We start from the raw sequence: 24,143 nt of genomic DNA, 5'->3' as shown, positions 1-24,143 counted from the left end.
GCTGCTGCAACGTGCTATTCCGCAAGCGCGCGGGCTGATTCCATGCGCATGCGGTGGAGCGAGCGGCGATGTCCGTCGGCGAACTTTTCATCCTCGGCTTCTACGGCAGGGTCATCCCGGCCTGGCTGAAGGACTTTGCCGCGCAATTCGGGCTCGGCGGCGTGATCCTGTTCGACTACTCGTGCCAGACCCGCCAATACGACAACAACATCGCTTCGCCCGAGCAGGTGCAGTCGCTCTGCGCCGAGATCGCAGCGCTGCCGTCGCAGCCGCTGGTCTTCATCGACCAGGAGGGTGGGCGGGTGCGCCGGCTCAAGGACAGCCTGGGCTTCCAGCCGCTGCCGAGCGCCAAGGATTTCAATCGGCTTGCGATGGCGGACAGGCAGGCGATCCTGGCTGCCAGCTATGGCGAGCTGCGCCGGCTCGGCATCCGCTACAATTTCGCGCCGGTCATCGACGTCGACTACAATTCCGACAATCCCAATATCGGCAGGATCAAGCGATCCTATTCGTCCGATCTCGGCGAGGTCGAGGCCAATGGCCGCCTGGTCGACGCCGCGGCGCGGCAAGCCCGCGTGGGTCTCTGCCTGAAGCATTATCCGGGGATCGGCGGCGCGCACGTCGATTCGCATCTGGAATTCATGGACATTTCCGACGCGCTGCGGCCGGAACAGGAAGAGCTGTTCTACGCGTTGGCCCCGGATACTTTCGGCGACTCGGTGCTGGTCAGCCATGCCATTGTGCGCCAATGGGACGCGCAGCATCCGATGACATTGTCACCGGCCGGGATCGGCCGGCTTCGCCGCCGCTTGCCCGAGACGCTGTTGATCACCGACGACATGCAGATGCAGGGGCTGCAGAAGGCGCTCGGCACCAGCGCGGCCAGCCTGCGGGCGATCGCCGCCGGCATGGACATGATCTGCATCGGCAACAATTTGTTCGACCAGGAGCAGGCGATGGCGGGCATCGCCGCGGCGGTCGCGGGTGCAGTGCAGGACGGATCGCTGGATCAGACCGCGGTGCGGCAATCGATAGCGCGCGTCCAACAGCGCAAGGCGCTGCTCGCCTGAAAGCATTGAACCAAAATTTGCGCCGGGCGACCACAAGGGACGGAACCAATTTTCGTTACCGCGATTTAACACAGACGCTCATCGGGGCTAACAACCATGAAGATGCTCAAGCGTCTCTTCCGATTGACCTGGCTACGCCGCATCGCACGCAGTTCAGCCGATTTTCCGCCTGCCTCCATCGATCCCGACGAATTCGCCCGTCTGCTGTGCAGCGGGCGCAGCCAGGATTTGAAAATCCTGGCGAAACGGCTGAGCCAGCGTACGCGCGCCCACGCTTGACGATCACCCGGCAGGGCGATGACGTCGGGCGCGATTGCGCTGCCGCCGATCTACTGCGTCGACATGGCGACCCGGGCGACGCATGTGCTGGCCTCGTCGTCCCCGTGGCTCGAGGGTTGCTGCGCGACAGGGCCACCGGGAGATGCCTCCCAAGCCGCGATGGCGGCGTCGATCGCCTTTTGTCCTGACATCCCCTTCTCGATGGCGATGATCGCGCGTCGCTGGTCGGCGTAAATCACCGGGATATCGAACCACGATCGCTCCTTCAGCAGCAGCGTGTTGGCGTTACGCTGGGCATCGACGTTCGACAGCGCCACCAGAAAGATGTTGTCGACCACCTTGGCCGCGAGCGCCTGCAGCGGCGTGCCGCGCGCCTGTTCGCCAGACTTCATCAGCATGCCCGGGAGGTGAATGATTGCGCGCCCACTGAAGCCGGGCGAGGGGACAAAAGTCAGCCGGAACAGGTAATTCGCCGGCAAGGTCGGGTCGGAGTTGCGACCGAGCGAGATGCATAAACGGAATTTGCCGGGAAATTCGGCGATCGCGCGCACGGTGACGTCGCCGGCTTGCGTGTCTGATTTGGCTGGATCGACCCGCCAGACCGCCGAACCGACGAGCCTTTGGCCGGTTGGATCGGTGCTGGATTCCTCGTAAAGCGCAGCGCGTTCGCTCACGCCGTCGTCGGTCGCATGCACTGGTCTGCCAGCGAGCACACACCACGCGATCAACGCGGCGAGCAAATAGCGATACCAATGGGGCGGCAAGTCTCTTGCGGACCCATGCCGCATCACTTTGCCCTATCGTGCTTGTCGGCCCCGACCGCCTTGTAGTCGTAGGTCGGATAGAACTCGGTGCGATAGGCGCCCCAGGCACTGTTCTCGATCACGCGGTTGACTTCGCGCAGCCGCGACGGCGGCAGTCGCAGGGTCACGACCTGGCCGATGCCCATCATCACGTACCAGCTGACCACCTCGACACCTTCCGGCGGAAACGCCTTGTAGAAGCCCTGCCGCTCGAGCTGCGCATTGAGTTCGGCGAGCGGGCGTGACTGATCATGCTTGAAGAAGATGCTGACCATGATCGCGTTGTCTTGTGGCGGCGCTGCGTCGCCGGTCCGCGTGGTCTGGGCCTGTGCAGCGGCGCCGAACAGCAGCGCCGCGGCCAGCGTCGCGATCGTCATCCGGGATCCAATCGGCCCGCTCCGCCCTCGCTTCATTGTCGCGCCCGTTTGTTGTTGGTCGAGAGGCTGTGATCATCGCGGCGCCGGACCGAGCTGTAAATTGACATTCGCCTGACCCGACGCCCACGCACGCGCCGCCCCTTGGGCCGATGTGATCCGCCTCATACGAACGCGTCCCGGCGTGCGGTAAGCCGATGCGATCCCGATGCCCGGAGGGGAGATCAATGTCGACCCGGCGAATGGCGTATTGGTGGTTCAGGTTCGTTATTTCGGGGCGGTTCCTGCAGAAATTCCTGCGGCTCCGCCGCTCCTGACGTCCGGGGGACGGCGCGGAGCCTGGCTCGTGCAGCCCGAAACGCGGGACGCGGATGCGCCCGCGGAGCCCTTAACTTCCCACCAGCAGGGATATGGAGGCACAGGCGGCCTGCCGTCCCGTAAGAATACTGTCATTCGACTCAAATATGCGACATTCATTGCCAAATCAGCGGTAATCTGCGCCTGCTTGGCAGGTCGGGGCCCGAGGTCACAGTTGCGTCACCCGTAGTTTTACGGAGTCCCGTGTTAACGCGGCCACAAGTTCACCTTCGGTAAACCATACTTATGACGCAACATGACAATCGAGCCGAGGCGCGCCTTCCGGCATGGCCGGGTGGAACCGCGACGCTCGAGACGCAGCCGCTTGAGCTTCAGGGGGCCGCACCGCCACGATCGCAGGCGACCGGGGAGGCCAGCGCGGCGATCGTCCGGCAGTTCAATGGCCCGGTGACGGCGCTGCTGCTCTATATGAACGAGCTCAAACAGCACAGTCAGCAGTTCGCGCAGGCGCCCGGCAACGGGGTCTATCTGCGCCAGGTGATCGAGAACGCGCTCGAGCAGACCGAGCGGGTGTCTGCGATGCTGAAGCAGATTTCGGATCTCTATCCGAATGCCGTTCCGGCCGGCGACGTTAGATCGCCGGGTGATGACAAGCCGGCAGCTGCCCGATCACCCGATGTCATGTTCGCACCGGAGGCCGGCCGCAAGCCGTTGACCAAGCGCGAGCGTGAGGTGCTCAGCCTGATCAGCGACGGCTATTCCAACAAGCAGGGCGCGCTACGGATGAACATCAGCCCGCGCACGTTCGAGAGCCATCGTGCCGAGGCCATGCGTAAGCTCGGTGCGCGCAACACCGCAGATCTGGTCCGCAAGGCGCTATTGCATTCCGCCTGAGCGGAGACCCGGTTCTCAGACATCGTCTTCCGTGGCAAAGCGCAGCCGCGGCGCGCGCCGCGCGGCGCGGGCGGCCGTCTTCGGCTCGTCCGGAACGATCGTGACCACCCATGCTGCCGTCGCGCCGGCGTTGCTTTCGACGATCGCGCGCACCCGTCCGGTGACCGTCGCACCGGCGGACCTGATCGTAGCAGGCCGGCCGTTGAACTGGGCCATACGGAAGCGCCGGGCTTCCTTCCGGTCGGTCGTCTCGTACGTGAACATCGGCTCCCCCGTGCGTCCACGCGACTTTGCGGAAGCAGCGTTATCCGACGGTGAAAATCCCACGCCGTAGAAGTACGGCTTGCGCGACGGAGCGCGCGCTTTCGAGCGAAGCGGTGACCGCTCGAATCGAAACCCTAGCCGCTGGTTTCCACACAACTCAGCAGCCCGGCATACTGTGCCTTGACCGCGGCGTAGCATTCGCACGCGGTCCTGATCAGGCCGTCCGGGTTGGTGATCTCGATGTGGCCGCGGCTGTAGTGAATGAACCTCGCCTGTTGCAAGGTATGCGCGACCAGCGACACGCTGTTGCGGCGCGCGCCGATCATCTGTGCCATCGCCTCCTGTGTCAGGATGATCTTGTTGCTGCCCGAGAGATCGCGCATGTGCAGCAGGCATCGCGCCAGCCGCGACTCCACGGTATGCGCGGCGTTGCAGCCCGCCGTCTGCTGGATCTGGGCATAGACGGCGAGCCCGTGCCGGAGCAGCATGGTACGAAGCGTCGGGCTCTGGCCGGCAGCCGCGCGGAACGGTTCGAGCTCGACCGTTGAGGCGCGGCCGGGCACCAGCACCGTGGCATTGTTCAAGACACGGCTCTCGACGAGCGGAGCAAATGCGCCAAAGATGCTGTCGCGGCCGACCATTGCGACCTGGACGCGCTCGCCCCGTGCCAGCTTGACCACCAGCGAGATCACGCCCTTGTGCGGCATGTAAGTCCGCGTGAGCATCTCGTCGGTCTCGGTCAGGACCGAATCGGCTGCAAGGTCGACCGTCCGCAGATGCGGCCGGATCAGGTCAAAGTCGCTCGCCGACAGCGAGGACAGGAAGCCGTTAGGCGATCGCGGAACCGTATCCAAAGCAACCTCCTGCCTGCCGGCAAAGTTTGTCTCTGGGCACCAATGGCCGATGCCTGTGGCCTGTCGTTCATGCAACTTATTCGGGCGTGACTGGGTTCCAATGGAAGCACGTCCTGGTTCCAATAGATACACCTATCGCAGAACACGCGCGTTTGTGTTCCGTTCAGTCTTCCGGCCCGATCAACTGTGTGGTGTGCGCCTTGACCGTGGCATAGCATTCACACGCCGCCTTCCGTAGGCCGTCGATATCGGTGATTTCGATATGGCCGCGGCTGTAACGCAGGATGCCGGCCTGCTGAAACCCGTGTGCGACGATCGAGACCGCATTGCGCCGGACGCCGATCATCTGCGCCAGCATCTCCTGGGTCAGCGGCAACGCCTCGCTGCCGCACAGGTCGCGTGCGCGCAGCAGCCAGCGTGACAGCCGCGCCTCCACCGGATGCGAGACGTTGCAGGCGACGGATTGTTGCGTCTGCGCCATCAGCGCCTGCTCATAGAGCGCAACCAGGGTGCGGAATTCTGCACTGCGATTGGCTGCCTCACGGAAATCCTCCGCCCGCATCACCGATGCCGTGCCCGGCACGACGACAATGGCGTCGGCGAGCGGCGGCCGCTCGTGCAGGGCGGCGGATGCACCGACGATACCGTCACGACCGATGGTTGCAATCTCAACCGATTGCCCGTCGGACAGATTGACCATCATCGAGACCACGCCGGCGTGCGGAAAATAAACCCGCTGCACCGGCGCGCCGGCATCGGCCAGCGCCGTCTCCTTGGTCAATTCGACGGTTTCCAGAAGAGGATGAAGTTGCGCGTATTCCGCGGAGGGAAGTGCTTGCAACAGACGATTGGGCGGGCGCGTTACCGCGGACATTGGAGCTCCTGCCGAGGGCGGGAGCACTACAGTCTCGCATCACCTACTCTTGGCGTGTTGAGTGCGACCATAGCTTGCCTGTCCAATAGCACAAGGGTTGTAGTGCGAACCTTATACCCTCTAGGGGGCAGACGGTCGGCATCACGCCGGTCCGTGCGGCGATCGAAGCGATTCGTACGACACGCAATCCGGCCGGTACGGTTGCGACATTGTCTCGCATTTATTGATTTCCATTAACTCTGATGCAGACCAGGCGCGTGTCTTCGACGATTGCAATTCCGGGTTTCGAAGCCGCCAGCCGGCAGCGTGAGCATGCGGCAAGTCCTGCAAATGCGGAGACAAATTCACCGTCACGTCGTCGATCCGACGACGGACAAAGTCGGCTGGGCCGCGCGTCTGCGCGGCGGCCGTAGAATTACCGGCAAGGGCCGTTCTGGGTATTTGTACGGAGCAGCCCTTTAACGAACGGGTAGCGCGGACGGACCAGTGTGGCACCGGTCGCCGTGCGAAATTTACGGCGTCGCGTCAATCGTGTTCATCCAGAAGGGTACCAGTATGTCCGGCATCGTCCTTTCGTCATCGGTCCGTCAGAACCTGCTTTCGCTGCAGTCGACGGCCGATCTGCTCGCCACCACGCAGAACCGCTTGTCCACCGGCAAGAAGGTCAACACTGCGCTCGACAACCCGACCAACTTCTTCACGGCGCAGTCGCTCGACAACCGCGCCAGCGACATCAACAATCTGCTGGACGGCATCGGCAACGGCGTGCAGGTGCTGCAGGCCGCCAACACTGGCATCACCTCGCTGCAGAAGCTCGTCGACAGCGCCAAGTCGGTCGCCAACCAGGCCCTGCAGGCTGCCGTCGGCTATTCGCAGAAATCGCAGGTGACGACCGCCACGATCACCGGTGCCACCGCCGCCGATATCCGCGGCACCGCGACCTACAGCAACGCCATTCTCGCCGGCACGGTCGTCAACAATAACCTCACGACGCCGGCGCCGATCACGGCCGCCACCAAGCTCGTCAGCGCGGCCAACTCCGATACGCTGGCGGCGACCCCGACCGGAACGATCAGCGTCAATGGCAAGTCGATCACGTTCTCGACCTCGCAGACCACCTCGACGACCGATGCGTCCGGCAACGTGACCCTCGGCACCGGCACCGGCAGCAACCTGACGGTCGGCGACCTGCTCACCGCGATCGACGGCATCACGGGCGCGGCCACCGCCTCCACCGTGTCGGCCGGCGCGCTCCAGATCAGCACTGGCATCAACCAGGATCTCAACATCTCCGGTTCGGGGCTGGCCGCCTTTGGTCTTACGGCCACCACCAAGGCCCGCACCGTGGCAACGCCGTCACCGCTCGATGGCCTGACGCTGACGATCAACCCGACCGGCAACGGCACCGCCACCAACATCACGTTTGGCAGCGGCGCCGGCCAGGTGAAGTCCCTCAACGATCTGAACACCGCGCTGGCAGCCAATAACCTGCAGGCCTCGCTCAGCGCGGGCGGTGCGCTCACCATCAGCACCACCAACGATGCTGCTTCGTCGACGATCGGCACGATCGGTGGCACGGCAGCCGGTTCAGGCAAGCTGTTCAACGGTCTGACGGGCAGCGCCCCGGTGCAGGATCCGAACGGGCTGGCGAACCGCGCCAACCTGGTCAGCCAGTACAACAACATCCTGGACCAGATCACCACGACCGCCCAGGATGCCTCGTACAACGGCATCAACCTGCTCAACGGCGATCAGCTCAAGCTGACCTTCAACGAGACGGGCACCTCGACGCTGAAGATCCAGGGCGTGACCTTCAACGCCTCCGGCCTCAACCTCACCAAGTTGACCGCCGGCACGGACTTCATCGACAACGCTTCGGCCAACGCCACGCTGAAGACGCTGAACAGCGCGAGCGGCCTGCTGCGCACCCAGGCTTCGACCCTCGGTTCGAACCTGTCGATCGTGCAGATCCGCCAGGACTTCTCGAAGAACCTGATCAACGTGCTGCAGACCGGTTCGTCCAACCTGACGCTGGCCGACACCAACGAGGAAGCGGCCAACAGCCAGGCGCTGTCGACCCGCCAGTCGATCGCGGTGTCCGCGCTGGCGCTGGCCAACCAGTCGCAGCAGAGCGTGCTGCAGCTGCTCCGCTAAGCGTAGCCGCAACAGACAACTGATATCGAGGCGGCGGGGGCAACCCCGCCGCCTTTGCTTTGCGCGTGATCGACCGGTCCGCGGACTTCAACCAAAGGGCGATCGGGCTTTGATGCAGGCCGATGCCGTGGCGCGAGTGTTTCGCTCGGCTTAGCGGCTCTGCGATTCCATTTGATTCAAATTGCGACGACCGGTGGAACGGCCTCTTTCCCGTTCGGGTGGTAAGGCCTGCCCGTGCGAGACCGGCCGTGACGTTGCGATGCATCGCGGGACTCCTCGTCCGTATTTGCACGGACGGCAAAATTAACGTCGCTGTGAAGCCCGCCAAGTTATCGATGCGATGCGAGCGTTCCGCAGCACCTTGAGGGGGCCTATCCATGGACGATCTGTTGCGCGAGTTCCTGACGGAGAGCAGCGAGAGCCTGGATACGGTCGACAACCAGCTGGTGCAGTTCGAGCAGGATCCGAACAACGCGAAGATCCTGGACAACATTTTCCGCCTTGTGCACACGATCAAGGGGACCTGCGGCTTCCTCGGGCTGCCGCGGCTGGAAGCGCTGGCGCATGCCGGCGAGACCCTGATGGGCAAATTCCGCGACGGCATGCCGGTGAGAGCGGAAGCGGTGACGCTGATCCTGTCCTCGATCGACCGCATCAAGGAGATATTGGCCGGCCTCGAGGCGACCGAGGCCGAGCCCGAAGGCAACGACCGCGATCTGATCGATCAGTTGGAAGCGATGGTCGAGCGCGGCATGGCGGCAATGGCCGCCGGTGATGCCGCTGCCGAAGAAGATGTGCCGGTGGTCGAAGCGCCGTCGGTGCAGGCGGATATGGCCGAAGGCACGCTGGTGGTGCAGACGCTGGAGCGCCCCTTGCGTCCGGGCGAGGTCTCGCTCGACGAGCTCGAGCGCGCCTTCCGCGAGACCGAGACCGAAGTGGCCGCACCTGCGCCGGCGCCTGCCGCGAAGGTCGTTGCCGCAGCCCCCGCCGCCGAGCCGGCTGAAGCTGCGAAGAAGCCGGCGCGCAAGGCCGCCGCCGAAGACGTCCAGGAAGGCGACAAGATCGCCAACCAGTCGATCCGGGTCAACGTCGACACCCTCGAACACCTGATGACCATGGTCTCCGAGCTGGTCTTGACCCGCAACCAGCTCTTGGAGATCTCGCGCCGCAACGAGGACACCGAGTTCAAGGTGCCGTTGCAGCGGCTCTCCAACGTCACTGCCGAGCTGCAGGAAGGCGTCATGAAGACGCGGATGCAGCCGATCGGCAATGCCTGGCAGAAGCTGCCGCGCATCGTCCGCGACCTCTCCGGCGAACTCGGCAAGCAGATCGAGCTCGAGATGCACGGCGCCGACACCGAGCTCGACCGCCAGGTGCTCGACCTGATCAAGGATCCGCTGACGCACATGGTGCGCAACTCCGCCGATCACGGGCTGGAGACCACCGCCGAGCGCCTCGCCGCCGGCAAGCCGGAGCAGGGCACCATCCGCCTCAGTGCCTATCACGAAGGCGGCCACATCATCATCTGCATCGCCGACAATGGCCGCGGGCTCAACACCGAGCGGATCAAGGCCAAGGCGCTCCAGAACGGTCTCGTCACCGAGGCTGAACTGGAGAAGATGACCGAGGCCCAGATCCACAAGTTCATCTTCGCGCCGGGCTTCTCGACCGCGGCGCAGGTGACCTCGGTGTCCGGCCGCGGCGTCGGCATGGACGTGGTGCGAACCAATATCGACCAGATCGGCGGCACCATCGACATCAAGAGCGTGGCCGGCGAGGGCGCCAGTGTCACCATCAAGATCCCGCTGACCTTGGCGATCGTCTCCGCCCTGATCGTGGAAGCCGGCGGCGACCGTTTTGCCATTCCGCAACTGTCCGTGGTCGAGCTGGTGCGGGCCCGCGCCAACTCCGAGCACCGCATCGAGCGGATCAAGGACACCGCGGTCTTGCGGCTGCGCAACAAGCTGCTGCCGCTGATCCATCTCAAGAAGCTGCTGAGGATCGACGACGGCGCCACCACCACCAGCGATGCCGAGAACGGCTTCATCGTGGTGACGCAGGTCGGCAGCCAGACCTTCGGCATCGTGGTCGACGGCGTGTTCCACACCGAGGAGATCGTGGTCAAGCCGATGTCCACAAAACTGCGGCACATCGACATGTTCTCCGGCAACACCATTTTGGGCGATGGCGCCGTGATCATGATCATCGACCCCAACGGCATCGCGAAAGCCTTGGGCGCCTCCGGCTCCTCGGCCCATGACATGGCCGACGACAATGCGAGCGCCCATGCCGCGAGCGGCGAGCAGCTGACCTCGCTGTTGGTGTTCCGCGCCGGCTCCTCGCAGCCCAAGGCGGTGCCGCTCGGCCTCGTCACGCGGCTGGAGGAGATCGCAACCGACAAGATCGAGCTCTCGAACGGCCGCTACATGGTGCAGTACCGCGAGCAGCTGATGCCGCTGGTGCAGATGGCCGGCGTCGAGGTGCAGGCGCAGGGGTCGCAGCCGATCCTGGTGTTCGCCGACGACGGCCGCTCGATGGGGCTCGTGGTCGACGAGATCATCGACATCGTCGAGGAAAAGCTCAACATCGAGGTCGCGGGCAGCCAGGACGGCATTCTGGGCTCGGCCGTGATCAAGGGCCAGGCCACCGAGGTGATCGACGTCGGCCACTTCCTGCCGATGGCGTTCGCCGACTGGTTCTCGCGCAAGGAGATGCGTCCGTCGGCCAGCGCGCAGTCGGTGCTGCTGGTCGACGACAGCGCATTCTTCCGCAACATGCTGGCGCCGGTGCTGAAGGCTGCCGGCTACAAGGTGCGGACCGCGGGCGGCGCGCAGGAGGGACTCGCCGCACTGCGCTCGGGGCAGGCCTTCGACGTCGTGCTGACCGACATCGAGATGCCCGAGATGAACGGCTTCGAGTTCGCCGAGAACATCCGGTCTGACCACAATCTGAACCAGCTGCCGATCATCGCGCTGTCGGCGATGGTGTCGCCGGCGGCAATCGAGCGCGGCCGGCAAGCCGGCTTCCACGACTATGTCGCCAAGTTCGACCGTCCCGGGCTGATCGCGGCGCTGAAAGAGCAGACCGCAGAGTTGCGGCGCGCCGCTTGAAGGAAACAGCATTGATGACCAAGACCGAGACCAGTGAAGGCGCGATGGCCGAGTACGTCACCGCTGTGATCGGCGGGCAGCTGTTCGGGCTGCCGATCTCGCGGGTGCAGGATGTGTTCATGCCGGAGCGGCTGACGCGGGTGCCGCTGGCCTCCAGCGAGATCGCCGGCGTGCTCAATTTGCGCGGCCGCATCGTCACCGTGGTCGACATGCGCGCCCGGCTCGGGCTGCCGAAGGCCGACGACGGCAAGCCGATGGCGGTCGGCGTCGACCAGCGCGGCGAATCCTATGGCCTCCTGATCGACCAGATCGGCGAGGTGCTGCGGCTGCCCGACGACAGCCGAGAGGACAACCCGGTCAATCTCGATCCCCGCATGGCCAAGCTCGCCGGCGGCGTCCATCGCCTCGACGGCCAGCTCATGGTCGTACTCGATGTCGATCGCGTGCTTGAACTGGTGCCCAGAACAGCTGCTGCAGCGTAACGCTCCGCCGCGGAGACGGCGGATTCTACAAGGAGGCCAACACATGAAGACATGTCTTGTCGTCGATGATTCCGGAGTGGTGCGAAAGATCGCGCGCCGTATCCTCGAAGGAATGGAGTTCACCGTCGTCGAGGCGGAGGACGGCGCGGTCGCGCTCGAGGCCTGCAAGCAGGCGATGCCGGACGCGGTGCTGCTCGACTGGAACATGCCCGTGATGGACGGCTTCGAGTTCCTCGTGCAGCTCCGCCGCATGGCGGGCGGTGACGTGCCGAAAGTGGTGTTCTGCACCACCGAGAACGGCATCGACCATATCTCGCGGGCGCTGCATGCCGGCGCCAACGAATACATCATGAAGCCGTTCGACAAGGACATCGTGATCGCGAAATTCCAGGAAGTGGGTCTGCTGGCGCTCGATGCGTCCGCCGAAGCCTGACACCCAGTTTCACCCTTTGCCTTTGCGAGGCTCCCGTGACGCCCCCCGACTATGAGTATCTGCGTAAGCTCCTGAAGGACCATTCCGGTCTCGATCTGTCCGCGGACAAGCAATATCTGATCGAGAGCCGCCTGCTGCCGCTGGCGCGCAAATGCGGCCTGTCCGGCATCCCCGACCTGGTCGCCAAGATCAAGGCCGGCTCGTCGACCCACACCGTCCAGGTGGTCGAGGCCATGACCACCAACGAAACGTTCTTCTTCCGCGACAAGGTGCCGTTCGACCATTTCCGCGACACCATCATGCCCGATATATTGAAGGCGCGGGCTGCGCGCCGCAGCGTCCGGATCTGGTGCGCCGCCGGCTCGACCGGCCAGGAACCCTATTCGCTGGCGATGTGCCTCAAGGAGATGGGCGCGGCGCTGGCCGGATGGCGGGTCGAGATCGTCGCGACCGATCTGTCGCAGGAGGTGCTGGAGAAGTCGAAGGCCGGCATCTACAGCCAGTTCGAGGTACAACGCGGGCTGCCGATTCAACTGCTGGTCAAGTATTTCAAGCAGTCGGGTGAATTCTGGCAGGTCAGTCCCGAGTTGCGCGCGATGGTGCAGCACCGTCAGCTCAATCTGCTGCACGATTTCTCCCAGCTCGGCACCTTCGACGTGATCTTCTGCCGCAACGTGCTGATCTATTTCGACCAGGACACCAAGATCAACATCTTCAACCGTCTCGCCCGGTTGATGGAGGCCGACGGCTTCCTGGTGCTCGGCGCCGCTGAAACCGTGGTCGGCCTGACCGACACGTTCAAGCCGCTTCCCGAGCGGCGTGGCCTGTACCGGCCGAGCGGAGTGCGGGCGCCGCTTGCGATGCCGCGGCCTGCCATGGCGGTCGGATACTGAACGATGACGGACGACGGCAAATCCATCGAGCGGGTCACCTTCAGCCGGGGCGTCGATGTCTGCATCATGGCCATCGACGGCACCTGGCGGCGCGACTGTCAGCTCAACGCCATCTCCGACAATGACGCGGCATTGACCGTCGAAGGTTCCATTCAGGGGCTCAACCTGAAGGAGTTCTTCCTGCTGCTGTCCTCGACCGGGCTCGCCTATCGCCGCTGCGAACTGGTCCGCGTCAACGGCACCGAGATGGACATCAGCTTCCTCAAGGGCAAGCCGAGCAAGCGGCGCTCAGGCGCCGACGACGAGCGGGTCAGGGCCTGATAGCAGGAAGGCTTGCCCCGGCTGGTTAGGGCAACGTCGGCCGCCAATCCGAACCTGGAACGGGTCGTTGCCTCGAGAGTTGGGGCTCGCAGGCACAATCTGCATGATGTCGCCGAACTCGGCGCTGGCCGGTCCGGCTGGTCAGTTCAGGAAACGCGCCGGGGCGTCTGGCTCGCGCAGCCGATCGAGCGCCATGCCGAGGCCGGTGTCGCAGGCCTTCAGGGCCGTGGAGGCCGCCGCGTAGCGCGGGGTGACGTCGTCGAGCACGAAGACATTGGCGGCGGCGTCCTGCTCGGCCAGAAATGCCTCCCGGGCGATCGCCGCCTCGATCAGCCGCAGGCTCGCCTGGACATGGCCGATCAGCGCGACCAGGTCCGTCACGATCAGGCGGTAGGGATCGCTGTCCTCGTCCAGGCACACCGCAACGCTGTCCGCCGCTGCATTTTCCATGCATGTTTCTCCACTGCCGTCACTTTTAGGGACTGTGGTGCTACTTGTGCGTTAAGCGGACGTCCCGTACAAATACTGGTCCATTGATCGAGATGGTCGAGTTAGGTCTTGTGCAGTCTGGGCGGCACATTTCACCACTGATGGACGATGCATATGGTTGAGAATGGCGCTCCTCGCGGGGAAATTTTCGTAGTCGACGACGACCCCGCCGTTCGTGAGACGCTTTCCGTGGTCCTGTCGACCGCCGGTTACAAGGTGATCTGCTTTGCGGACGGCGCCGCGCTGCTCGCGGTGGCGCGCAGCAGGACGCCGGCCTGCATCCTGCTCGACGTGCATATCCCCGGCAAATCCGGCCTCGATATCCTGCGGGAGTTGCACGGCGAGGATTATCCGGCGCCGATCTTCATGATCTCGGGCCAGGGCGACATCGCGATGGCGGTCAGCGCCATCAAGAACGGCGCGCTCGACTTCATCGAGAAACCGTTCCGCGGCAACGAGATCGTCAGCCGCCTGAATGAGGCGATCGACGCCTATACGAGGCGCCAGGCCGAGACTTCGGCGTCGCGCATCGCGACGCTGCATTTCCCGGGGCGGGAGCCGCTGACCCGCCGCGAACGCGAGGTGCTCGAGCAATTCACGGCGGGCGCCTCCAACAAGGAGGCCGGGCGCCACCTCGGGATCAGCCCGCGCACGATCGAGGATCACCGCGCCAACATCATGAAGAAGCTCGGTGCGCGCAATGCCGCCGATCTGGTCCGCATCGTGATGACGGCGCAGCAGAAGTAAGCCGAGGCTGGTCAAGGCCGGCCTACGCTCCGGCTTCCGCGCTGCGGAGGCTGCGCGGTGCACGCCCGGCGAACGGCACGTCTGCGCCGGGCGCGGGACGACATGTCAGGAAATCCTGTATATGCGTGGCGCAGGGCATACGCGCCGGGGGCCGCGCGCGTGCGAGCAACGTCGAGACCCCGCAATATCGAAGTACATGGCGATGACGACAAAGAACAAGACTCCCGATCAATTGCGCAGCGCGCGCTGGTTTGCGCCCGACGACCTGCGCGCCTTCGGCCACAGATCGCGCGCGATGCAGATGGGCTACGCGCCGGAGGAGTGGCGCGACCGGCCGGTGATCGCGATCATCAACACCTGGTCGGATGCGCAGCCCTGCCACATGCACTTCAAGAGCCGGGTCGACGACGTCAAGCGCGGCGTGCTGATGGCCGGCGGCTTTCCGCTCGAGCTGCCGGCGCTGTCGCTGTCGGAATCGCTGCTGAAGCCGACCACGATGCTCTACCGCAACATGCTGGCGATGGATGCCGAGGAATTGCTGCGTGGCCATCCGGTCGACGGTGTGGTGCTGATGGGCGGCTGCGACAAGACCACGCCCGGCCTGCTGCTCGGGGCCACCAGCATGAATCTGCCGGCGATCTACCTGCCGGCCGGTCCGATGCTGCGCGGCAATTGGAAGGGCAAGACGCTGGGCTCCGGCTCGGATGCCTGGAAATATTGGGACGAGCGCCGCGCCGGAAAAATCTCCGACAAGGACTGGGTCGACATGGAAGCGGGCATCGCCCGCAGCTACGGCACCTGCATGACGATGGGCACGGCGTCGACGATGACCGCGATCGCCGAAGCCATCGGCATGACATTGCCCGGCGCTTCGTCGATCCCCGCGGCCGATGCCAACCATATCCGCATGAGCTCGGAGGCTGGCCGCCGCATCGTCGAGATGGTGTGGGAGGATCTGACCCCGCAGCAGATCCAGACCCGAAAAGCCTTCGAGAACGCGATCGCGGTCGCGATGGCGATGGGCTGCTCGACCAATGCGATCATCCACCTGATTGCGCAGGCGCGCCGCGCCGGCCAGGACATCTCGCTCGATGATTTCGAGATCGCGAGCCGCAAGGTGCCGGTCATCGCCAACGTGCGGCCGAGCGGCGACCTCTATCTGATGGAAGATTTCTTCTACGCCGGCGGGTTGCCCGGCCTGATGAACCGCATCAGGCCGCATCTGCATCTCGATTGCATCACCGTCACGGGCAGGACGCTCGGCGAGAACATCGCGGGCGCCGAAGTCCACAATGACGACGTCATCCGCACCGTCGACAACCCGATCTACAGGGAAGGCGCGCTGGCCGTGCTGAAGGGCAATCTCGCGCCCGACGGCTGCGTGATCAAGCCGTCAGCCTGCGATCCGCGCTTCCTCAAGCACACCGGGCCTGCGCTGGTGTTCGACGATTATCCGTCGATGAAGAAGGCAGTCGACGATCCCGATCTCGACGTCACCGCCGATCATGTGCTGATCCTGCGCAATGCCGGCCCGCAGGGCGGCCCGGGCATGCCGGAATGGGGTATGCTGCCGATCCCGACCAAGCTCGTGAAGCAGGGCGTGCGCGACATGGTGCGGCTGTCGGATGCGCGGATGAGCGGCACCAGCTACGGCGCCTGCATCCTGCACGTCTCGCCGGAATCCTTTATCGGCGGCCCGCTGGCGCTGGTTCGGAACGGCGACCGCATCACGCTCGACGTCGCCGCGCGCACCATCGATCTCGATGTGCCGGAGGCGGAATTGGTGAAGCGCCGTGCCGAATGGAAGCAGCCCGAAAAGCGCTTCGAGCGCGGCTATGGCTGGATGTTCTCGAAGCACATCAAGCAGGCCAATGAAGGCTGCGACTTCGATTTCCTCGAGACCGGTTTCGGCAAGCCGGTGGGCGAGCCGTCGATTTACTAGTCCCTGTCATTCCGGGGCGCGCGAAGCGCGAGCCCGGAATCCATTTCTCCTCAAGCTATGCGGCCTGATGGATTCCGGGCCTGGCCCTGCGGGCCATCCCGGAATGACGAAAGAAGAGAGAGCAACGTAGCCATGCCCAAACTCAGCGACACCACCCGCAACAAGCTGAAATCCGTCTCCACCGCCACCGTTGCCACCGCGCTGTTCAAGCGCGGCTTCCGCATCCAGATGATCCAGGATGTGCATCCCCTGAGCGCGGATCAGCCGACCATGGTCGGCGAGGCCTTCACGCTGCGCTACATGCCGGCGCGGGAGGATCTCAACACGATCGAGGTATTCCGCGATCGTGCGCATCCGCAGCGCAAGGCGATCGAGGATTGTCCCGTGGGCGCGGTGCTGGTGATGGACAGCCGCAAGGATGCGCGCGCGGCGTCGGCCGGTGCGATCCTGGTGACGCGGCTGATGAAGCGCGGCTGCGCCGGCGTCGTCACCGACGGCGGCTTCCGCGACTCGGCCGAGATCGCGCGGCTCGGCTTCCCGGCGTTTCATCACCGGCCGAGCGCGCCGACCAATCTCACCTTGCATCAGGCGATCGAGATCAACGTTCCGATCGGCTGCGGCGACGCGCCAGTGTTTCCCGGTGACGTGATTCTCGGTGATAGCGACGGCGTCATCGTGATCCCGGCCCACCTCGCCGACGAGATCGCGGACGAGACCTTCGAGATGACCGCGTTCGAGGATTTCGTCACCGAGCAGGTCCAGAACGGCCGCGGCATCTTCGGTCTTTATCCCGCGACGGACGAGCAGACGCTGCAGGATTTTGCGGTCTGGCGGAAGGCGAAGGGGCGGTAGGTCTCACCCCACATTCCCCGTCGCTGTCGACGAGCGATCGCCGCGCATTCCGCCGTCGTCCCGGCGAAGGCCGGGACCCATAAGCACAGGGAGAAGTTTGGCGAAGACCGGATGTGCCGTGGTACTGCGACTTCCTTGCTCGAAAGATCACGCGGTATGGGTCCTGGCTTTCGCCAGGACGACGATGGGGGGGTAGCCGGGCTAAGGTGCCTTACACCTCCGCCTTCTCAGCCATCCCCACCGCCCACAACGCAAACGCATAGACGATCGCGACTTCGTCGAGGCGGTTGAAGCGGCCGGAGGCGCCGCCGTGGCCGGCGCCCATGTTGGTGCGCAGCAGCACCGGGCCGCCGCCGCGCATCGTGGCGCGCAGCCGGGCGATCCATTTCGCCGGTTCCCAGTAGGTCACGCGCGGATCGGTGAGCCCGCCCATCGCGAGGATCGCCGGATAGTCCTTGGCCGCGACGTTGTCATAGGGCGAATAGGACAGGATGGTGCGGAAATCCTTCGCGCTCTCGATCGGGTTGCCCCATTCCGGCCATTCCGGCGGCGTCAGCGGCAAGGTGTCGTCGAGCATGGTGTTGAGCACGTCGACGAACGGCACTTCGGCGACGATGCCGGCGAACAGCTCGCCGGCGCGGTTGGCGACGGCGCCCATCAACATGCCGCCCGCCGAGCCGCCATGGCCGACGATGCGTTTTTTCGCCCGTATATTTCGTCTCGATCAGCGCCCGGCCGGCCGCGGCAAAATCGTCGAACGTGTTGGTCTTCTTCTCGCGCTTGCCGTCGAGATACCAGCCCCAGCCCTTGTCGGCGCCGCCGCGGATATGAGCGATCGCATAGACGAAGCCGCGGTCGACCAGCGACAGCCGGTTGGCCGCGAACGAGGCCGGCATCGCCATGCCGTAGGAGCCGTAGCCATAGAGCAGCAGCGGCGCCTTGCCGTCGCGCACGAAATCCTTGCGATGCAGGATCGACACCGGCACCTGCGCGCCGTCATGCGAGGTCGCCATGATGCGCGTGGTGACGTAGTCAGCCGGGTTGTGGCCGGACGGAATCTCCTGGCGCTTGCGCAAGACACGGGTCCGCGTCGCCATGTCGTAGTCATAGACCTCCGACGGCGTCGTCATCGATGAATAGGCGAAGCGCAGATTCGTGGTCTCGAACTCGTAGCCGCCCATGGTGTCGAGCGAATAAGCCGCCTCATCGAAGGCGATCGCGTGCTCTTCGCCGCTCCTGAGGTCGCGGATGATGATCGCCGGCAGCGCGTTGGCGCGCTCCAAGCGCACCATGTGGCCGGCATAGAGCTCGACGTCGAGCACATAGACGCCCTCGCGATACGGGATCAGGTCGCGCCAGTTGGCACGCGCGGGCGCGGCGAGCGGCGCGGTGACGACCTTGAAGTCGATGGCGTCGTCGGCATTGGTCAGGATGAACAGCTCGTCGCCGCGGTCGGCGATCGAATATTGCACGCCTTCCTCGCGCGCCGCGACGAGGCGCGGCGGCGCGTCGGGATTGGCGAGATCGATCAGCCGCTGCTCCGAGGTCTCGTGGTCGCCCCCGGCGATCACGCAGAAGCGGCCGCTGGCGCTCTCGTGCAGATGGGTGAACCAGCCGGCATCCTGCTCCTCATAGATCAGGATGTCGTCGGCCTGCTTGGTGCCGAGCCTGTGCCGCCACACCTGCATCGGGCGGTGATTGTCGTCGAGCTTGACGTAGAAGAAGCTCTTGGAATCCGCGGCCCAGACCACGCCGCCGTCGGTCTCCTCGACGAGATCGTCGAGATCGCCACCGGTCGCCCAGTCGCGCACGCGGATCGAAAAATACTCCGAACCCTTGGTATCGGCACTCCAGGCGTGCAGGCGGTGGTCATTGGAATGCCGGCTGCTGCCGAACTTGAAATATTTATGGTCCTTCGCCAGCGCGTCGCCGTCCAGCACGACATGCGCCTCGCCGCCGTCGCGCGGCGTGCGGGCGAACAGCTCATGTTGGCCGCCTTCGCGGAATTTCCTGAAATAGGCGAACGGGCCGTCCGGCGACGGCACGCTGGAATCATCCTCCTTGATCCGTCCGCGCATCTCCTTGACCAGTTGCTTCTGCAAGCCGTCGGTATGGCCGAGCAGGCTCTCGGTGTAGCCGTTCTCGGCTTCGAGATAGGTCCTGATATCAGGATCGAGGATCAAGGGATCGCGCAGCACCTCCTGCCATTTCGGATCCTTGATCCACGCATAGTCGTCGGTCACCGTGATGCCGTGGGTGGTGAAGGAATGCGGCCGGCGCGGCGCAACGGGGGGCGATGGCTTGGTCGATTGGGTCACAAGATCCTCATGGTGCGGGGTTCCGCTTTATATCGGGATGAATGTGGCGATTGCCAGATGGTGCGCCCGTCCGCGCGCACGCGGACTGGGCGTCCTACCCGTTCCGCAGCTTCGCGCCCGCATTGCCGCCGGACATCGGGATCTGGTTCACCGCCAGCACCACGGCGAAGGTGATCACCAGCATCGCGATGCCGAGCACCGCGATCGCAGCGAGGTCGCCGCCTTCGTTGAGATCGAAGATCAGGACCGACAGCACCTTGGTCTGTGAGGTGAACAGCACGATCGCGGCCGACAGTTCCCGCATCACGCCGATGAAGATGAAGCACCAGGTCGCGATCACGCCGGTGCGGAGCAAGGGGGCGGTGATCTGGCGCAGCGCCTGCAACCGGGTCGCGCCGAGGATGCGGCTCGCTTCCTCGAGTTCGGGATGGATGGTCGCGAACGCCGCCTGCAATTGCTGGTAGGCCGAAGGCAGATTGATGGTGAGGAACGCCAGCAGCAGGATCCACAGCGTGCCGTAGAGCACGAAGGGCCGCCGCGTGTAGCTCAGGAACAGGCCGACGCCGAGCACGATGCCGGGGACCGCGACCGGCGCGGTGGCGAGGAAGCCGAGCAGGCGGTGGCCGGCGATCACCTTGCGTGTCGTGACATAGGCGATGACGAGCGCCAGGATGGTGCCGATCGTCGCCGTTGCGGTGCCGAGGATCACGGTGTTCTTCAGCGCGAGTTGGGTCGACGACAGCTCGGTGAACACGAAGACGATGTTGTGCAGGGTGGCCGTCGACGGCGTCACCAGCGTGGTCGCGTTCGGCGAGAACGCGGCGTTGAGCAGCGCGAGATAGGGTAGGAAGACTGGATTGAGCAGCACCACGAGGCAGAAGCCGAGTGCAGCCCAGCGCCAGCCGCGCAACTCGACCCGGCGCGGCGCGCCATATTTGCCGCCGATCACCGAATAGCCGCGGCGGCCGAGCAGCGCCTTTTGGCCCTGCAGCAGCAGGATGGTCAGCACCAGCAGCGGCACCGCGGCGGCGGCTGCGAGCTCGAGCTTCGGCGGATACTGGAACAGGCTCCAGATCTTGGTCGTCATGGTGTGGAAGCCGGCCGGCAGCGCCAGGATCGCCGGCGAGCCGAACAGCGTCATCGCCTGCAGGAAGGCGATCAACGCGCCCGCGACGAGCGCCGGCAGCGCGAGCGGGATGGTCACCCGCCGTGCCGTGGTCCAGGCGTTGCCGCCGAGGATCGCGGAGGCGTCTTCCAGTTCGCCCGGCATGGTGTCGAGCGCATTGGCCACCAGCACGAACACGAACGGAAAGGTGTAGCAGGAGATCACGAAGATGATCCCGGTCATCGAATAGATATTGAACAGCGCATCGGCGTCTTCGCCGGCGAACAGCCGATAGAGCTGGTTGAGCAACCCCGAATTCGGCGCCGCCAGCAACTCCCAGGCGACCGCACCGAGGAACGGCGGCGTCACGAACGAGGCCGTCACCAGCGCGCGGATGATCTGCCGCCCCGGCATGTCGGTGCGCGACACCAGCCAGCTGATCGGCGCCGCGACGATGCAGCAGATCACTGCCGATGTCGTGGCGATGATCGCGGTGGTCAGCAGCGGATCGAGGAAGTCGGGATTGCTGAACAGCGTGACGAAATTCGCAAGCGTTGGATGACGGTTCTTGTCGGTGAAGGCGAACACCGCGAGCCACGACAACGGCAGCAGGATCAGCAGGACGAGGAGCGCAGCGAACAGCCACAGCACGGGGCGCGTCCAGTCGATGCGCGGTTTTGCGGAGGGGGAGGTGGTGACGGTTGTCATGTGAAGCCTCTCTCCCGGTCATTCTCGGTGCGCAATTGCGCACCTGGGGGCGCCGCGAAGCGGCGAGCCCGGAATCCATCGGGCCGCAGGCGCAGGTGGAGAAATGGATTCCGGGCTCGCGCTGCGCGCGCCCCGGAATGACGATCGTGAAAGTTACATGGCATCCTCACACCCGAAACAGCCGCGCATAGCGCGTCTTGATCTCTTCGGTCATCGCGTGCGACGCGAATATCCTGCCGAGTGCAAGCGCCGCAGAACTTTTCGGGACTTGGCGTCTGGAGATTTGCTTCCGCATCGCGTCCCTCGGTTTCTTTCTCGTTATCGGCTGAGCGCCCGGCAGCGCTCGGGCGGCAAGTTCAGCCAGACCTCGCGCCCCTTCTCGACCGCGGTCTCGGTCGGCGTGGTCACCCGCAGCGAGGTGCCGTCTGGTGTTTCCACCATGTAGTCGCGGTTCATGCCGAGATAGACCTGCCGCGTCACGATGGCCTTGAGCGTGTTCTGCGTTGCGGCGGGCGGCCGGGTCGAGAGCTGGATCTCATGCTGGCGGATCGCGACCGGCGCACCCTGGCCGGCGGTGAGCCTCGCCCCGACCACTTCCAGTATCGTGCCGCCGAACTCGACATGGGTCGCATCGCGTGCGGTGCCCTTGATCACATTGGCCGCGCCGATGAAGCGCGCGACGAATTCGGATTCCGGCCGCGCGTAGATGTCCTCCGGGCTGCCGAGCTGGTCGATCTTGCCGGCATTCATGACAGCGATGAGGTCGGCGGTCGTCATTGCTTCGGACTGATCGTGGGTGACATAGACCGTGGTGTAGCGATATTCGTCGTGCAGGCGGCGGATCTCGAACCGCATCTCCTCGCGCAGATTGGCGTCGAGATTGGACAAGGGTTCGTCGAGCAGCAGCGTCTCGGGGCCGACGATCAGCGCCCGTGCCAGCGCGACGCGCTGCTGCTGGCCGCCGGACAACTCGCCCGGATAGCGCTGCGCCAGCGGTTCCAGCTTGGTGGTCGCCAGGATCGCGGCGAGTTTCTTCGCGATCGTGTCGCGGTCCATTTTGCGCAAACGGAGGCCATAGACGATGTTCTCGGCCACCGTCATATGCGGCCACAGCGCGTAGCTCTGGAAGATCATCGACATGTTGCGCTGCTCGGGCGGCAGCGTGCGCGCCTTCGACGACACCACGCGGTCGCCGACACGGATCTCGCCGTCGGACGGTTCAAGGAAGCCTGCGATCAGCCGCAGTGTCGTGGTCTTGCCGCAGCCGGACGGCCCGAGCAGGCAGACCAGCCGGCCGTGATCGATCGTGAGGGAGACGTCGTCAACCGCGACAAACGAACCAAACCGCTTGACCAGGCCGCGCAATTCCACCGATGCCAAGCGATCCCTCCATTTTGTTTTGTCGCAGGGATCCGTGCCCGGCTGTTGCCGGCAGTAAAGCGGAAAACGATGACGACGAAAAGTGTTGGGGCCTTAGCAATGCGTTGCATGCACGGCATCCCGTCGTCCTTGTGAGCGGATCATTCACCAGCGACGCCAAACACTCAGTGTCGTCCCGGCTTTCGCCGGGACGACAGCGGAGCGTGTGGCCCCGCCGGTGCCTCAGGATACCGGCTGCCTGCGCTCGGCCTACGCCTTCACGTTCTCGCCGAGCCACTGGATGGCGGCGTCGGCGCCGGCCTTGCCGTGCGGGATATTCAACGCGGTCAGCGCGACCTCGACGACGCCGAGCGTGCCGAGGATCATCGGCGCATTGACGTGGCCCATATGCGCGATGCGGAAGGCCTGGCCTTGCAGATCGCCGATGCCGGTGCCGAGCACCACGCCGCATTTCTCCTTGGCATAGCGCTGGATCGCGGCGGGATCGGCGCCCTTCACGGTCACGGTCGTCACGGTGTTGGAGCGCTCGGTGGGTTCGGCGATGTTGAAGCCGAGCACCTGTCCCTCCGCCCAGACCGCAACCGCACGGCGCACCGCCTCGCCGAGCAGCCGGTGCCGCTCGAAGGCGTTCTGCAGGCCTTCGGCGTGCAGCATGTTGATCGCCTCGCGCAGCGCGAACAACAGGTGCACCGGCGCGGTGCCGGCATATTTGCGGTAGTGCTCGCTTCCCTCGCGCTCGGTCCAGTCCCAATAGGGCGTGCGCAGATTGGCTTTCTTGTGCGCATCCCAGGCGCGATCGCTGGCGGCGACGAAGCCGAGGCCGGGCGGCGTCATCAGGCCCTTCTGCGACCCGCTCATTGCGACGTCGACATACCATTTGTCCATCTCGAACGGCATGCAGCCGAGCGAGGCGACGGTGTCGACCATGAACAATGCGGGGTGGCCGGCCGCCTTGATCGCCCTGCCGATTGCCTCGATGTCGTTCACCGCACCGGAGGCGGTGTCGATCTGCACCGCGAGGATTGCCTTGATCTTGTGTTCCTTGTCGCGCTTGAGCCGCTCCTCGACCTCGGCCGGGCGGATCGCGCGGCGCCAGTCGCCCTTCAGCACCTCGACCTCCGCGCCCATCGCGGCAGCCGCCATGCCCCAGCCGATCGCGAAGCGCCCGCTCTCCAGCACAAGCACCTTGTCGCCGCGCGACAGCACGTTGGAGAGCGTCGCCTCCCAGGCGCCATGGCCGTTGGAGATGTAGATGTAGGATTTGCCCGCGGTGGCGAACAGGTTCGAGAGATCACGCAGCAGGCTCTCGGTCAGTTCGACCATCTCGCTGGAGTAGATGTCGAGCGCCGGGCGGTGCATCGCCTGCAGCACCTGATCAGGCATCGTTGTGGGCCCGGGGATGGCCAGAAATTCCCGGCCCGCGCGAACGGTCATCGTCCTGTTCCTTTTGGGTAAAGCAACGCAAATCATGCGTCTGAG

21 protein-coding genes and 1 pseudogene are annotated in these 24,143 nt (G+C 64.8%); 12 read left to right on the top strand and 10 right to left on the bottom strand.

Annotated elements, in window-relative coordinates:
* The first annotated feature begins 68 nt into the window (after positions 1–68).
* Both JQ507_31905 and JQ507_31900 read left to right on the top strand, forming a co-directional pair.
* On the top strand, positions 69–1,070 hold the full coding sequence (locus tag JQ507_31905; protein QRI69416.1) for a glycoside hydrolase family 3 protein: 1,002 nt from the start codon (positions 69–71) through the stop codon (positions 1,068–1,070).
* A 96-nt stretch (positions 1,071–1,166) separates the two neighbouring features.
* Positions 1,167–1,349: a hypothetical protein gene (locus JQ507_31900; GenBank protein ID QRI69415.1), complete on the top strand. Its 183-nt coding sequence runs from the start codon at positions 1,167–1,169 to the stop codon at positions 1,347–1,349.
* Between the two features lie 50 nt (positions 1,350–1,399).
* Here the strand turns inward: JQ507_31900 and JQ507_31895 are convergent, their stop codons facing one another.
* The gene (locus JQ507_31895) at positions 1,400–2,089 is read right to left on the bottom strand and encodes a hypothetical protein (protein ID QRI69414.1); all 690 of its coding nucleotides are present in this window, start codon (positions 2,087–2,089) and stop codon (positions 1,400–1,402) included.
* A 47-nt stretch (positions 2,090–2,136) separates the two neighbouring features.
* Positions 2,137–2,565, bottom strand: a complete 429-nt coding sequence (locus JQ507_31890; protein QRI69413.1) for a hypothetical protein — start codon at positions 2,563–2,565, stop codon at positions 2,137–2,139.
* Between the two features lie 564 nt (positions 2,566–3,129).
* Here JQ507_31890 and JQ507_31885 point away from each other — a divergent pair.
* Entirely contained in the window at positions 3,130–3,738 is a 609-nt protein-coding gene (locus tag JQ507_31885; protein ID QRI69412.1) for a helix-turn-helix transcriptional regulator, read from the top strand.
* Between the two features lie 15 nt (positions 3,739–3,753).
* Here JQ507_31885 and JQ507_31880 read toward each other — a convergent pair whose 3' ends face one another.
* The 3 genes from JQ507_31880 to JQ507_31870 all read right to left on the bottom strand — a co-directional run bounded on the left by JQ507_31880 (position 3,754) and on the right by JQ507_31870 (position 5,697).
* Positions 3,754–4,002: a hypothetical protein gene (locus JQ507_31880; GenBank protein QRI69411.1), complete on the bottom strand. Its 249-nt coding sequence runs from the start codon at positions 4,000–4,002 to the stop codon at positions 3,754–3,756.
* Between the two features lie 134 nt (positions 4,003–4,136).
* Complete coding sequence (locus JQ507_31875) at positions 4,137–4,856, bottom strand: Crp/Fnr family transcriptional regulator (GenBank protein ID QRI69410.1); 720 nt, start codon at positions 4,854–4,856, stop codon at positions 4,137–4,139.
* Between the two features lie 163 nt (positions 4,857–5,019).
* On the bottom strand, positions 5,020–5,697 hold the full coding sequence (locus JQ507_31870; GenBank protein QRI73601.1) for a Crp/Fnr family transcriptional regulator: 678 nt from the start codon (positions 5,695–5,697) through the stop codon (positions 5,020–5,022).
* A 588-nt stretch (positions 5,698–6,285) separates the two neighbouring features.
* Between JQ507_31870 and JQ507_31865 the strand changes: the two genes are divergently transcribed.
* The 6 genes from JQ507_31865 to JQ507_31840 all read left to right on the top strand — a co-directional run bounded on the left by JQ507_31865 (position 6,286) and on the right by JQ507_31840 (position 13,123).
* Positions 6,286–7,884 carry a flagellar protein gene (locus JQ507_31865; protein QRI69409.1) on the top strand — a complete coding sequence of 533 codons (1,599 nt, stop codon included), beginning with the start codon at positions 6,286–6,288 and terminating at the stop codon, positions 7,882–7,884.
* Between the two features lie 377 nt (positions 7,885–8,261).
* The gene (locus tag JQ507_31860) at positions 8,262–10,994 is read left to right on the top strand and encodes a hybrid sensor histidine kinase/response regulator (protein ID QRI69408.1); all 2,733 of its coding nucleotides are present in this window, start codon (positions 8,262–8,264) and stop codon (positions 10,992–10,994) included.
* Between the two features lie 11 nt (positions 10,995–11,005).
* A complete protein-coding gene (locus JQ507_31855; GenBank protein ID QRI69407.1) occupies positions 11,006–11,476 on the top strand; it encodes a chemotaxis protein CheW in 471 nt (156 codons plus the stop codon).
* A gap of 43 nt (positions 11,477–11,519) precedes the next feature.
* Positions 11,520–11,909 (top strand): response regulator, encoded by a 390-nt coding sequence (locus JQ507_31850; GenBank protein QRI69406.1) that lies wholly within the window; start codon positions 11,520–11,522, stop codon positions 11,907–11,909.
* 35 nt (positions 11,910–11,944) lie between these two features.
* Entirely contained in the window at positions 11,945–12,802 is an 858-nt protein-coding gene (locus tag JQ507_31845; protein ID QRI69405.1) for a protein-glutamate O-methyltransferase CheR, read from the top strand.
* 3 nt (positions 12,803–12,805) lie between these two features.
* Positions 12,806–13,123 (top strand): PilZ domain-containing protein, encoded by a 318-nt coding sequence (locus JQ507_31840; GenBank protein QRI69404.1) that lies wholly within the window; start codon positions 12,806–12,808, stop codon positions 13,121–13,123.
* 141 nt (positions 13,124–13,264) lie between these two features.
* Here JQ507_31840 and JQ507_31835 read toward each other — a convergent pair whose 3' ends face one another.
* Positions 13,265–13,573 carry a hypothetical protein gene (locus JQ507_31835; GenBank protein QRI69403.1) on the bottom strand — a complete coding sequence of 103 codons (309 nt, stop codon included), beginning with the start codon at positions 13,571–13,573 and terminating at the stop codon, positions 13,265–13,267.
* A gap of 153 nt (positions 13,574–13,726) precedes the next feature.
* Between JQ507_31835 and JQ507_31830 the strand changes: the two genes are divergently transcribed.
* From JQ507_31830 to JQ507_31820, 3 genes are all read left to right on the top strand, one after another.
* Positions 13,727–14,359, top strand: coding sequence for a response regulator transcription factor (locus tag JQ507_31830; protein QRI69402.1), 633 nt, complete (start codon positions 13,727–13,729; stop codon positions 14,357–14,359).
* 202 nt (positions 14,360–14,561) lie between these two features.
* A complete protein-coding gene (locus JQ507_31825; GenBank protein ID QRI69401.1) occupies positions 14,562–16,301 on the top strand; it encodes a dihydroxy-acid dehydratase in 1,740 nt (579 codons plus the stop codon).
* Positions 16,302–16,433: 132 nt separating this feature from the next.
* A complete protein-coding gene (locus JQ507_31820; GenBank protein ID QRI69400.1) occupies positions 16,434–17,153 on the top strand; it encodes a ribonuclease activity regulator RraA in 720 nt (239 codons plus the stop codon).
* 211 nt (positions 17,154–17,364) lie between these two features.
* Here the strand turns inward: JQ507_31820 and JQ507_31815 are convergent.
* The 4 genes and pseudogenes from JQ507_31815 to JQ507_31800 all read right to left on the bottom strand — a co-directional run bounded on the left by JQ507_31815 (position 17,365) and on the right by JQ507_31800 (position 24,098).
* Positions 17,365–19,471, bottom strand: a pseudogene (locus JQ507_31815) (S9 family peptidase).
* A gap of 94 nt (positions 19,472–19,565) precedes the next feature.
* On the bottom strand, positions 19,566–21,284 hold the full coding sequence (locus JQ507_31810; protein QRI69399.1) for an iron ABC transporter permease: 1,719 nt from the start codon (positions 21,282–21,284) through the stop codon (positions 19,566–19,568).
* Positions 21,285–21,602: 318 nt separating this feature from the next.
* Positions 21,603–22,664 carry an ABC transporter ATP-binding protein gene (locus JQ507_31805; protein ID QRI69398.1) on the bottom strand — a complete coding sequence of 354 codons (1,062 nt, stop codon included), beginning with the start codon at positions 22,662–22,664 and terminating at the stop codon, positions 21,603–21,605.
* 249 nt (positions 22,665–22,913) lie between these two features.
* Positions 22,914–24,098: an aminotransferase class V-fold PLP-dependent enzyme gene (locus JQ507_31800; protein ID QRI69397.1), complete on the bottom strand. Its 1,185-nt coding sequence runs from the start codon at positions 24,096–24,098 to the stop codon at positions 22,914–22,916.
* Between the last annotated feature and the right edge of the window lie 45 nt (positions 24,099–24,143).

It is taken from the genome of Bradyrhizobium sp. PSBB068 (genome assembly GCA_016839165.1).
Lineage (GTDB): Bacteria > Pseudomonadota > Alphaproteobacteria > Rhizobiales > Xanthobacteraceae > Bradyrhizobium.
The sequence above is the reverse complement of the archived record's forward strand: the minus strand, read 5'-3'. Positions and strand labels throughout refer to the sequence as shown.